We start from the raw sequence: 11,575 nt of genomic DNA, 5'->3' as shown, positions 1-11,575 counted from the left end.
TTTATCTTTATAGGGGGAGTGACGAAAAAATGGTCTAAAACGTGATCAATTTAACACCTTGCTGATTGACCGTAAAGAAAGATGCGCTACAAACCAGTGTAGCAGCAAACGCTCTCTGTAAAGTCCGAATTACAGCCCGGTTGCGCCTGCATTGCAGAGGTGTCGCCTTCTCGCACCCATGCAATCTACCGCGAGCACTGACACCCTAATGCAACAATGTTAGGATGGTCAACGGACGATAACGACGGTAACAAGCATGTTAGACAATGTTTTAAGAATTGCCACACGGCAAAGCCCTCTTGCGCTCTGGCAGGCACATTACGTTAAGGAACGCCTTGAGGCGAACCACCCTGGGCTAACAGTTGAACTGGTGCCGATGGTCACTCGCGGAGACGTGATCCTCGATACACCGCTGGCAAAAGTGGGCGGTAAAGGCCTGTTTGTCAAAGAACTCGAACTGGCACTGCTTGAAAACCGTGCCGATATCGCCGTGCATTCAATGAAAGATGTACCGGTCGATTTCCCGCAAGGGCTTGGCCTGGTGACCATCTGTGAGCGCGACGATCCACGCGACGCTTTTGTATCAAATCGCTATAACTCGCTGGATGAATTACCCGCTGGCAGCATTGTCGGCACCTCCAGCTTACGCCGCCAGTGTCAGTTAGCGGAGCATCGCCCGGACCTGGTGATCCGCTCCCTGCGCGGAAATGTCGGCACGCGTCTTAGCAAGCTCGACAACGGTGACTATGACGCGATTATTCTCGCGGTTGCCGGTCTTAATCGCCTTGGACTAGGTTCCCGCGTTCGCGCTGCGCTGCCGCCGGAAACCTCACTACCAGCTGTCGGCCAGGGCGCGGTAGGTGTTGAGTGTCGCCTGGACGATACGCGTACGCGCGCCCTGCTCGCGCCGCTCAACCACGACGACACCGCCGTTCGCGTGAAAGCCGAACGCGCCATGAATACGCGTCTTGAAGGCGGCTGCCAGGTGCCAATTGGCAGCTATGCTGAATTGATTGATGGCGGGATCTGGCTGCGCGGTCTGGTTGGCGCGCCAGATGGTTCCATCATGGTACGCGGCGAACGTCGCGGCCGTCTGGAGGATGCCGAGCAGCTTGGTATCTCACTGGCGGAAGAGTTACTCGATAATGGCGCACGCGCCATTCTGGCCGAAATTTATAACGGAGACGCCCCCGCATGAGCATTCTGGTCACCCGCCCGTCCCCCGCTGGGGAAGAATTAGTGAGCCGACTGCGCACACTGGGGCTGGTGGCCTGGAGCTTTCCGCTGATCGAATTCACGCCGGGTCGCGAGTTGAGTTCGCTCCCCGCCCGGCTTGCCGCGTTAACCGCAGACGACATGGTGTTCGCGCTGTCGCAACATGCCGTTTCCTTCGCTCACGCGCACCTGCAACAACAAGGTCTGCGCTTTCCGTGCGAACCGCAGTATTTCGCGATTGGTCGCACCACCGCACTGGCACTGCACACCGTTAGCGGGATTGACGTGCGCTATCCCCTCGATCGGGAAATCAGCGAAGTGTTGCTACAATTACCTGAATTACAAAGTGTTCAGGGCAAGCATGCGCTAATCTTACGAGGTAACGGCGGGCGCGAAGTGCTGGCGGAAACGCTGGCGGCGCGCGGCGCCGACGTTGAGTTTTGCGAGTGCTATCAACGCAGCGCGAAATGTTATGACGGCGCGGAAGAAGCGATGCGCTGGCACACACGCGGCGTGACCACGCTTGTGGTCACCAGCGGCGAAATGATGCAACAACTGTATTCACTTATTCCTCCCTGGTATCGGGAGAACTGGTTACTTCGCTGCCGCCTGGTGGTGGTAAGTGAACGTCTGGCGCACCTCGCCCGGGATCTGGGCTGGCAGGATATTCAGGTCGCTGACAATGCCGACAACGATGCGCTGCTTCGCGCATTACAATAACTCTCATAATGGGAAGCCATAATGACGGAACAACAACACTCCTCCGCTGAGGTTGAAGAGACCAAAGCGGCTGACGGCGCAACGCCGCCGCCGGAGAAAGCAGAGAAAAATGCACGCGCTAACAGGACCAGCCTTGCACTCAGCGCGATCGCCATCGCGATTGCACTGGCATCTGGCGCAGGGCTTTATGGCTGGGTGAAACAGCAGACCGCAACCCTGAACAACAACAATGGCGAACTCGCCGACCAGGTGATTGCACTACAGCAATCGCAGGATAAGCAGCGTGCGGAGCTGGAAGGCGTAATCAAGCAGCAATCCAGTGAGCTTGCAGCGGCCAAACACCAGAATGACGTGCTGGCAAAAGAGCTGAATGAAGTGCAGCAGAAAGTGGCGACCATTTCCGGTTCCGACGCCAAAACCTGGCAGTTGGCTCAGGCTGATTTTCTGGTGAAACTGGCCGGTCGCAAACTGTGGAGCGATCAGGATGTCACCACCGCGGCGGCACTGCTGAAAAGCGCCGATGCCAGCCTCGCGGATATGAACGATCCGAGCCTTATCACTGCCCGCCGCGCAATCACAGACGATATCGCCAGCCTTTCCGCTATCACCCAGGTGGATTACGACGGTGCCATTCTGAAGTTAAATCAGCTTTCCAACCAGATTGATAACCTGCGTCTGGCGGACAATAACGATGATGACTCCCCGATGGACGCTGACAGCAGTGAACTGTCTGGCTCCATCAGCGAATGGCGGGTAAACCTGCAAAAAAGCTGGCAGAATTTTATGGACAGCTTTATTACCATTCGCCGTCGTGATGAAACAGCCGTACCGCTGCTCGCGCCGAATCAGGATATCTATCTGCGTGAGAACATCCGTTCGCGCCTGCTGGTTGCCGCGCAGGCCGTTCCGCGCCACCAGGAAGAGACTTACAAGCAAGCGCTGGATAATGTCTCCACCTGGGTGCGGGCCTACTACGATACCGATGATGCCGCGACCAAAGCGTTTCTTGAGGAAGTGGACAAGCTGAGCCAGCAAACCATCGCCATGGATTTGCCGGAATCACTGCAAAGCCAGCCGATTCTGGAAAAACTGATGCAGACGCGCGTACGTAATCTGATGGCTCAGCCAGCGCCAGCCGCTCCTGCTGAACAGCCACCCGCACCTGCCGCGCCTGCAGCCCCTACAGCGCAAGGAGAGTAACCATGTTAAAAGTGTTATTGCTCTTTGCACTGTTGATCGCCGGGATCGTGCTTGGCCCTATGCTTGCCGGGCACCAGGGGTACGTGCTGATCCAGACCGATAACTACAACATTGAAACCAGCGTTACCGGGTTGGTCATTATTCTGGTGCTGGCGTTGGTGGTTATCTTCGCTCTCGAGTGGGTGCTGCGCCGCATTTTCCGTACCGGCTCGCATACGCGTGTCTGGTTCGTCGGCCGTAAGCGGCGTCGCGCCCGTAAACAGACTGAGCAGGCGCTGCTGAAACTGGCGGAAGGCGATTATCAGCAGGTTGAAAAGCTGATGTCGAAGAATGCCGATCACGCTGAGCAACCGGTTGTTAACTACCTGCTGGCGGCAGAAGCGGCGCAGCAGCGCGGCGATGAAGTGCGTGCGAACCAGCATCTGGAACGCGCCGCAGAGCTGGCGGAAAACGATCCGATCCCGGTAGAAATCACCCGTGTGCGCCTGCAACTGGCGCGTAACGAAAACCATGCCGCGCGTCATGGCGTGGATAAGCTACTGGAAATCACTCCCCGCCACCCCGAAGTACTGCGTCTGGCGGAGCAGGCTTACATTCGCACCGGCGCGTGGACGTCGCTGGTGGATATCATCCCGTCGATGGCAAAAGCCAACGTTGGCGACGATGAACACCGCGATCTTCTGCAGCAGCAGGCGTGGATCGGCATGATGGATCAAGCGCGTGCCGATCAGGGCAGCGAGGGGCTGAAAACCTGGTGGAAAAACCAGAGCCGCAAAACCCGCCAGCAGGTGGTATTGCAGGTAGCCATGGCTGACCATTTAATTGAGTGTGACGATCACGATACTGCGCAAGAAATCGTGCTTGATGGTCTGAAGCGCCAATATGACGATCGCCTGGTACTGGTCATCCCTCGCCTGAAAACCAATAACCCGGAACAGATCGAAAAAGTCCTGCGCCAGCAAATCAAAACGCAGGGCGATCGCCCGCTGCTGTGGAGTACGCTGGGGCAATCGTTGATGAAGCACGGTGAATGGCAGGAAGCTTGTCTTGCGTTTCGCGCCGCGCTGAAACAGCGTGCGGACGCGTTTGATTATGCCTGGCTCGCTGACTGCCTCGATCGCCTGCATCAACCGGAAGAAGCCGCCACCATGCGCCGTGACGGTTTGTTACTGACGCTGCAAAATAACCCGCCTCACTAACACTCTGATTCGAGTTGCAGGAAAGCCAACGCGCCTGCAACTCGAAACATGGAGTGTTACGCCATAAAAAAACGCCTGCCGGAATACTCAGGCAGGCGTTAAAACAGGTCTTTGACAACTAAATGGGTGCTTCACTCAACGTTATGTCCATGGTGTTTGATGAGGCCGAAGCGACATCTGTCTGTGGACGATAAGCACCGTAAACGGCTCTGCATCATTCCTGAGTTTATGAAGCCTGAAGGCGAACATAAGAGATGGAATGAGCATCTACGCGTATATTATTGCACATACCGTGCCATAACTGCATTAACTAATGTTACAGCGCGCAAACTTTTAAAATATCAGTAAATTCAGCGTTTCTTGCCCCGCCACAACGGTTTAACCGTCTTTCCTTAAAGCTAAAGTGTCGCTGCATAGCGACAAATAGCAGACTAATTACTATAGCTATTTAAAATCATAGGATTACATGTCACCGTTAAGCGACACGCCAGATGCAGATTGTCGCCCACGAGCAACACAGGCAAAAAAGGGATGGAAAGACGCGCAATGCAGAAGCGGAAGAAGGGGCAGGAAAGTCAAAAACAAAAAACCCCGCTTACGCGGGGTTCAAAATTGGTCGGCGAGAGAGGATTCGAACCTCCGACCCACTGGTCCCAAACCAGTTGCGCTACCAAGCTGCGCTACTCGCCGTTTTACTGCTTTTTGAATTTTTTGTTCAATCTAAGTTGTGGTGCGAGGGGGGGGACTCGAACCCCCACATCCTAAGGACACTAACACCTGAAGCTAGCGCGTCTACCAATTCCGCCACCTTCGCATTCCACGAAACTTGTACTGCAAAATAATGGGGTGGCTAATGGGACTCGAACCCACGACAACTGGAATCACAATCCAGGGCTCTACCAACTGAGCTATAGCCACCACTGTAAATCTGTTCACGCGGTATCGTGATATTTCACGAACCACCGCAGCTCAAGCGCCGGGTTTAAATGGCGCGCCCGACAGGATTCGAACCTGAGACCTCTGCCTCCGGAGGGCAGCGCTCTATCCAGCTGAGCTACGGGCGCGTAGCGCCGTTGCGGGGGTGGATAGTACGGACTTCGGGCGCGGCTGTCTAGTGCTTTTTTTAAAGAAAATGCGCGTTTGGTTATGCTTTGCGCATTTTGCCTCTTATTCACCCACCCGTTGCGTAACAGCATGCCGATGGAAGCCAAATACCTTATACGCCACCGTTACCGCAGCGAGGAAGATAATGCCGACAAACAGCGACATACGCGTGTCATCGTTGAAGCCCATCCCCACCAGCACGCAAATCAGAAATGCCATGGTTAACCAGTTTGCCCACGGGAACAACATCGAGCGGAACGGATGGCTGGCAATCGCTTCTTTATGGGCTTTACGGAAACGCAACTGACTAATCAAAATCACGAACCACGGCACCATGCCTGGCAACACGCTGGCGCTGTACACGTAAACAAACACTCGCTGTGGGTTCGGAATCACGTAATTCAGGCAGGAGCCGACCAGCAGAATAATAATGGAAATGGTCACACCCATCGCCGGAACGCCGCTTTTGGACACTTTCGCCACCGCCGCCGGCAGCTGACGGTTCTTCGCCAGCGCGTAAAGCATACGACCACAGCTATACATACCGCTGTTACAACCGGACAGCGCCGCCGTCAGCACAACAAAGTTAATGATACCTGCCGCCGCGGTGATACCGATTTTGGCAAAGGTCAGCACAAACGGGCTGCCATTGGTGCCAATTTCATTCCACGGGAAGATGGTAACAATGACAAAAATGGCACCCACATAGAAAATCAGAATGCGCCACAGCACCTTGCTGACTGCGCTACGCAGCGTTACTTGCGGGTTTTTCGCTTCACCTGCGGTGATACCAATCAACTCGACACCCTGATATGAGGCCACAACGATACAGAGCGCGGTTAAAAAGCCTTTCCAGCCGCCGGCAAAGAAACCGCCATGTGCGGTCAGGTTGCCAAAACCGATAGAGTGACCACCATTACCAAAGCCGAAGAAAATCACGCCCAGGCCCACGACAATCATCACGATAATGGTGGTGACTTTGATCATCGCAAACCAGAATTCAATTTCACCATACAAACGCACTGCAGCCAGGTTGGCCAGGGCGACCAGCCCCACCGCAATCAGCGCGGGTATCCACTGTGCAAGATCCGGGAACCAGAACTGGACATACACGCCAATCGCGGTGATTTCCGAGATGCCAACCGCCATCCACATAAACCAATAGGACCAGGCGGTGAGATAGCCAAAAAACGGGCTCATATAGCGATGCGCATAAACCGCGAAAGACCCGGCGACCGGCTCCAGAAACAGCATCTCGCCCATCGAGCGCATAATAAAGAAGACGAAAATCCCGGCGATAATATACGCCAGCAATACCGACGGGCCTGCCCATTTCAGCGTACTGGCAGCCCCCATAAACAGGCCTACGCCTATGGTGCCCCCGAGGGCAATTAATTCGATGTGACGAGACTCCAGACCACGCTGAAGCTCTGGTTTGTTTTCGGCCATAAATCCTCTGTTGTGTTTGCTTCTTTCTTTGCCCGCTCTGCGGGTTATTGTTATGAGTTTTTCCTCAGCTCATAACAGGCCATGCTGCACCGACCCGGAAATGGTTGGCGCAAAAAACACCACGGCACTGCAATGAGTGAGCGAATGGTTTCTTAAAATGAGGAAAATGGCAAACGATGTATAAAAAAAACAGGTGTAATGCACAATAAAACAGCAACAGGAAGGAAAAAGGCAGCGCATTACGCCGCCGGGGGAGAGTCAGAGTTTTCCGCTGTAGTGCCAGCGCAGATAACGCAGCAAGCGTAACTGGCGTTTCAGCCGCGTCGGTTGCGACAATAAGCGATACAGCCACTCCAGCCCTGATTTCTGCCAGAGTTTCGGCGCGCGCTTAACATGGCCGGTAAAGACATCGTAAGTGCCGCCCACGCCCATATACAGCGCATCCGGCCAGACAGCACGGCAGTCGCGCATAAAAATCTCCTGTTTTGGCGAGCCCATTGCGACGGTGACGATTTTCGCCCCGCTATCGCGGATCCGCTCAAACAGCGCTTGTCGCTGCGCCGGACTAAAGTAGCCGTCCTGGCTTCCCACAATATTCACCTGCCATTGCGCACGCAGTTTCTGCTCTGTTTGTGCCAGCACTTCAGGTTTGCCACCGACCAGAAACACCGGTGTGCCCGTTTTTCCTGCCCGTGCCATCAGTTGTTCCCAGAGATCGGCCCCCGCAACGCGAGAAACCTGCGCCTGCGGGAATTTCTTGCGCAGCGATCGCACGACGCTGATGCCATCGGCGTATTTATATTCCGCCGCCTCAATCAACGCGCGAACTTGCGCGTCATCTTCCAGCGTCAACATTTTCTCGGCGTTGATCGCCACCAGCGTGCCCTGCCTGATTTGCCCGTCAGCACAGAGAAAATCCAGCGCGTGTTGCATATCACGCCAGCCAACCAGTTTCAGACCGCGCAGGTCATACAGCGGCGCTGCCGTCTTATCCGTCATGTTAAATCCTTTTCACACCTGGGAGATGGGTTTTACTACGCGCGTATCGCGACGATGTATAAGTCCTGCACTGTCAAACAGCCAGTACAGCAGTTTCGCCATCAGCAGGCAGAAGCCGAAAATAGCAAGGAAGAACACCACCCGCGAGGCAAACGCATCCAGCCCTTCGCGCGCCAGCACAATCATGTTGAAAATAGCGCCAAAGCAGAAGCTATGAAGAATCGCGGCTTTATAACGGTTGGTTTCCCGGTTTCCTAAAGTATATAACCAGTCGAACCATTTAATGATCAGGCCTACCACCACCGCACCCAGCGGGATAAACCACGCGCCCCCCATCACCACTAACGAACCAATCAGCGTGGGCGAAATTGCCAGCCCGGAGTGATTGTTCAGCACTTCCCAGGTGAAGTAGTTCGCCGTGTTGAGCACAATGCCAGGCCGCGAAGGCCATAACCAGGAAGGGATAAACACGTAGAAGTCGCGCACAATCGGCGCCAGCCCCTGAAAATCAATCTTGTCGTAGTTTTGCAATAGCAGCGACAAGTTTTCCCACGGCGAGAAGGTGTCGCGCGTCAGGTATAAAAAGGTGTAAAACGCTTCGTCGCCGCTGACATTTAAGCCATAGCGTTTCAGCGCCAGCCAGAACATACCGACAATCCCCAGCACGCCCGCAGCCGCCAGCATCCAGAGCGAAATCCAGCCGCGAATAATGCCGATAAACAGGAAAATCGCGAACGCGATAATGATATTGGCGCGCGTACCGCCAACAATCATGTAGGTCAGCAGGCCAAACGCTACGGTGCTGACCAGAAAGAACAGCCACGCCTGCACACTCTGACGCAGGAAGTAGACCACCAGCATCGCCGGAATAAAGAAGTAGAAGAAACGTTTTAACGCGACGCCGGACACTTCGCTGGAGAAGATCTGACTATAGGAGTGCAAGCGGAATAACAGGAAGCCGTTGTGCATAAAGAAGATCCCCACGCTCACCAGCGCGATGATCATCAGCACCACCCATGTCAGATGCGCTTCCACCCGGTTAATAGTGAACAGAGGGCGACGTGTCACCTGTTCGGCTTTCGCCCGCAACCGCGTTTTGTACGTCACGTAATAGATGCCATAGAAACATGCAGCCGCCAGCAATGACTGCATCATAATTCCCGGCGGTGCCACGGCGACGTTAAAACGGAACACCAGCACGCAGGTCAGCGGAAAACCAAAGAAAAAGGTCAGCAGAAACAGCAGCGAAAAGAAAACGTTAAAATTAAACCGCACACGGCGGAATTCAAACCAGGTCAGCGTGGCGATAAACAGCGTCGCCAGCAGCCAGATGATAAACAGTCCGCAAAACTCAAGTGGGCTCATCCGACGATCCCCGCAGCCATACGCAGCGTTTTATGCCAAAGCGTAATGTAATTCGGGCTAAAGAACGTAATGGCATGCTTATCCACTGCCACCAGCTGCCGCCGTGCTTCGCGGATCACCGCTTCGCTTAGCGCATCGCTGGTAAACAACACCGGAATATCTTCTGCCACCATATCGCGCCAGAACGGATTCTCCCGGTTCAGCACGTAGGGAACGCCAGCCTGAATTAGTAAGCAGAGCGTGCCAATCCCCTGCTGACGGGCGAAAATAAAGTAACCTAAATCGCATTGCGCCAGCAGTGCCAGATAGGCGTCAAAGTCCATTTTTTCGCTCAGAATACGCAAGTTATCTGCGCTAAATAGCGCCAGACCGGCGTTGCGGACCGCGGTGATATAGCTGTCGTTATTCGCCGGATACCCCATCGGTACAATGATATTCACCGTGTCGCCAAACTGGCGGTGAATCGCTCGCAATGCAGCAATGTGCTCGTTGCTCGGGTCGCCGGAGTTACCCACCAGAATCGTCAGTTTGCCTTCCCGTTGCAGTTCGTGCGCCATGGTATTCAGCGCCGGATCCATACGCGTTGGGAAATAGAGCAGCTCGCCGCGCACGCCAGGGTTACGTTGCCCGAACCAGGCCAGATCGCCACGGGTAGCAAAAATGCAGCCCACCCGGCGTTGTGCTAAACGGCGCAGCGGATAAAAAAGACGGAATTTGAGGCTACGCGACACTTCATACAGATCGGCGCCCCAGGCATGCCAGTAGAACTGTTCGCGCTTGATAGCACCGCGCAATAACGCCAGCCACAGGCCGAAGTTGAACTGACCGTGAAAGAAAAAGCGTTGCTGGCGATCGGCTTTTGCGCGCGCGACAACGGCCTTTGCCAGTGCGTTTTTATCGGCATAGAAGTGCAGCGTTAATTCCGGATACGCCGCGCGTTGCTCTTCGTCGCAGCCAACAACCATAAATTCACGGGCATACGCGCCCGAAGCCGCAAGGTTTTCGTTAAAAAACCGCAGAACAGTCTGGTTATGGTGTGGGATATCCGATCCCAGTACGTGAATCAATGCAGTCATGCCTTCTTACGCCAAATCAAAAAAGCGCCGCAACAAGCGGCAAAATAACAAATGTAGGTCGCCATATAGGCCTGCGCCGCGCCGATAGCGCCATGCGCCGGGATAAGCACGCGCGAAAAGAGTGTTAACAGCGCGAACTGGCTCACTTCCGCCAGAATATAAAAGCGCAGCGACGCTTTGGCGATAACCAAATAACCAAATACGTAAGCGCCCACTTTCAATACATCCCCGACCAGCTGCCAGGCGAACAGATCGCGCATCGCCGTGAATTTGTCGGAAAACAGCAGCCAAATCGCCACATCGCGTAGCAACCAGACGCAAAGGCTTACTGCCGCTACTGCCGGTAATACAAAACGCAGCGATTTCACGATTTCACGCGAGATCTCTGCTTTTGTGGTCAATCTGGACAATGTTGGCAACAGATAAACGCTGAACGAGGCGGTGATAAATTGCAGATAAGCATCGGAGATACTGCTGACCCCTTGCCAGATCCCCACGTCATCCCAGCTGTAATGTGCCGCCAGTTGGTTTCGCATCATCACGTAAGCGAGCGGCATGGTCGCCGAGGTGATCAGCGCCATTAGCGTAAATTTGCTTAACTGTCCCGCTAATCCGTTGTCCCATTTCGGCGCAAAGTACGCCAGCGGAACACTGCCACGCCGCATCAGCATGAACATTGCCGGGATAACCACCAGCGCCGGAACCAGCGCCATTCCCAGCAATGCGCCCTGATAGCCGCCCAGTTTGAAGCAGAGAAACCACGCCAGTACGCCGATCACGCTACCGATAATCAGAGAGAGTGCGTTACTTGCTGCGTCGCGAAACCCTTTCATCACCGCCAGCAGCAGGTTGGCCCATGCAATGCCCATCTGCACCAGCGCCACCAGACGCACCAGCCCCTGATAATCTTTATGCCCGAATAACCCCAGGCTGATGGGTGCTGCCGCCAGCAGGAAAATCAGCGCCAGCAGCGTCGAAAAGCCCAGCACCATCGCGGACGACGTGCCCACAGCAACGCGCAAACGGGCAGGATCGTCATGGTATTGCGCGACAAATTTCGTTACGCCGTTAAAAATCCCGGCGCCTGCCAGTACACCCAGCACGGTGATAAGCTGGCGGAAATTCCCCGCCTGCCCGACACCTGACGGGCCAAACGCCACCGCAAGCAATTTGACCACCAGCAAGCCCGCGCCAATCTTGACCAGCGTGCTGGCGGCCGTCCATATCGATGCTTTTGCCAGCGACATG

The 11,575-nt window shown here is 54.8% G+C and carries 9 protein-coding genes and 4 tRNA genes; 4 read left to right on the top strand and 9 right to left on the bottom strand.

Translation table 11 applies throughout. The annotated features are described in order from the left end of the window. The first annotated feature begins 256 nt into the window (after positions 1-256). From hemC to hemY, 4 genes are read left to right on the top strand one after another with little or no spacing between them, the layout of a single operon-like run. On the top strand, positions 257-1,198 hold the full coding sequence (gene hemC, locus H650_RS15105; RefSeq protein WP_020456012.1) for a hydroxymethylbilane synthase: 942 nt from the start codon (positions 257-259) through the stop codon (positions 1,196-1,198). After that, a complete protein-coding gene (gene hemD / locus H650_RS15100; RefSeq protein WP_020456011.1) occupies positions 1,195-1,935 on the top strand; it encodes a uroporphyrinogen-III synthase in 741 nt (246 codons plus the stop codon). Before hemC ends, hemD begins: the two co-directional genes overlap by 4 nt. Before the next feature lie 21 nt (positions 1,936-1,956). Continuing rightward, on the top strand, positions 1,957-3,135 hold the full coding sequence (gene hemX / locus H650_RS15095; protein WP_020456010.1) for a uroporphyrinogen-III C-methyltransferase: 1,179 nt from the start codon (positions 1,957-1,959) through the stop codon (positions 3,133-3,135). A 2-nt stretch (positions 3,136-3,137) separates the two neighbouring features. Then, a complete protein-coding gene (gene hemY, locus H650_RS15090) occupies positions 3,138-4,334 on the top strand; it encodes a protoheme IX biogenesis protein HemY (RefSeq protein ID WP_020456009.1) in 1,197 nt (398 codons plus the stop codon). Between the two features lie 613 nt (positions 4,335-4,947). Here the strand turns inward: hemY and H650_RS15085 are convergent. The 9 genes from H650_RS15085 to wzxE form a co-directional block, all read right to left on the bottom strand. Further along, positions 4,948-5,024: transfer RNA gene (locus tag H650_RS15085), tRNA-Pro, on the bottom strand. A 38-nt stretch (positions 5,025-5,062) separates the two neighbouring features. Then, positions 5,063-5,148: transfer RNA gene (locus H650_RS15080), tRNA-Leu, on the bottom strand. Between the two features lie 28 nt (positions 5,149-5,176). Beyond that, positions 5,177-5,252: transfer RNA gene (locus tag H650_RS15075), tRNA-His, on the bottom strand. 69 nt (positions 5,253-5,321) lie between these two features. Further along, positions 5,322-5,398, bottom strand: a tRNA-Arg gene (locus H650_RS15070). Between the two features lie 103 nt (positions 5,399-5,501). Further along, positions 5,502-6,887, bottom strand: coding sequence for a bifunctional threonine/serine APC transporter ThrP (thrP, locus tag H650_RS15065; protein WP_020456008.1), 1,386 nt, complete (start codon positions 6,885-6,887; stop codon positions 5,502-5,504). A 258-nt stretch (positions 6,888-7,145) separates the two neighbouring features. Continuing rightward, positions 7,146-7,886, bottom strand: coding sequence for a lipopolysaccharide N-acetylmannosaminouronosyltransferase (gene wecG / locus H650_RS15060; protein ID WP_020456007.1), 741 nt, complete (start codon positions 7,884-7,886; stop codon positions 7,146-7,148). A gap of 12 nt (positions 7,887-7,898) precedes the next feature. Then, positions 7,899-9,251: an ECA oligosaccharide polymerase gene (gene wzyE, locus H650_RS15055; protein WP_020456006.1), complete on the bottom strand. Its 1,353-nt coding sequence runs from the start codon at positions 9,249-9,251 to the stop codon at positions 7,899-7,901. Next, positions 9,248-10,327, bottom strand: coding sequence for a TDP-N-acetylfucosamine:lipid II N-acetylfucosaminyltransferase (locus H650_RS15050; RefSeq protein WP_020456005.1), 1,080 nt, complete (start codon positions 10,325-10,327; stop codon positions 9,248-9,250). The genes wzyE and H650_RS15050 overlap by 4 nt, the downstream gene beginning before the upstream one ends. Next, a complete protein-coding gene (gene wzxE / locus H650_RS15045) occupies positions 10,324-11,574 on the bottom strand; it encodes a lipid III flippase WzxE (protein ID WP_020456004.1) in 1,251 nt (416 codons plus the stop codon). Before wzxE ends, H650_RS15050 begins: the two co-directional genes overlap by 4 nt. Position 11,575: the final 1 nt, after the last annotated feature.

This window comes from Enterobacter sp. R4-368 (assembly GCF_000410515.1).
Lineage (GTDB): Bacteria > Pseudomonadota > Gammaproteobacteria > Enterobacterales > Enterobacteriaceae > Kosakonia.
The sequence above is the reverse complement of the archived record's forward strand: the minus strand, read 5'-3'. Positions and strand labels throughout refer to the sequence as shown.

What these genes read in the sequence shown, in the direction of transcription:
- wzxE (WP_020456004.1), bottom strand. Translation starts at nt 11,574, where the DNA reads ATGTCGCTGGCAAAAGCATCGATATGGACGGCCGCCAGCACGCTGGTC.
- hemY (WP_020456009.1), top strand. Translation starts at nt 3,138, where the DNA reads ATGTTAAAAGTGTTATTGCTCTTTGCACTGTTGATCGCCGGGATCGTG.
- hemX (WP_020456010.1), top strand. Translation starts at nt 1,957, where the DNA reads ATGACGGAACAACAACACTCCTCCGCTGAGGTTGAAGAGACCAAAGCG.
- H650_RS15050 (WP_020456005.1), bottom strand. Translation starts at nt 10,327, where the DNA reads ATGACTGCATTGATTCACGTACTGGGATCGGATATCCCACACCATAAC.
- hemC (WP_020456012.1), top strand. Translation starts at nt 257, where the DNA reads ATGTTAGACAATGTTTTAAGAATTGCCACACGGCAAAGCCCTCTTGCG.
- wecG (WP_020456007.1), bottom strand. Translation starts at nt 7,886, where the DNA reads ATGACGGATAAGACGGCAGCGCCGCTGTATGACCTGCGCGGTCTGAAA.
- thrP (WP_020456008.1), bottom strand. Translation starts at nt 6,887, where the DNA reads ATGGCCGAAAACAAACCAGAGCTTCAGCGTGGTCTGGAGTCTCGTCAC.
- wzyE (WP_020456006.1), bottom strand. Translation starts at nt 9,251, where the DNA reads ATGAGCCCACTTGAGTTTTGCGGACTGTTTATCATCTGGCTGCTGGCG.
- hemD (WP_020456011.1), top strand. Translation starts at nt 1,195, where the DNA reads ATGAGCATTCTGGTCACCCGCCCGTCCCCCGCTGGGGAAGAATTAGTG.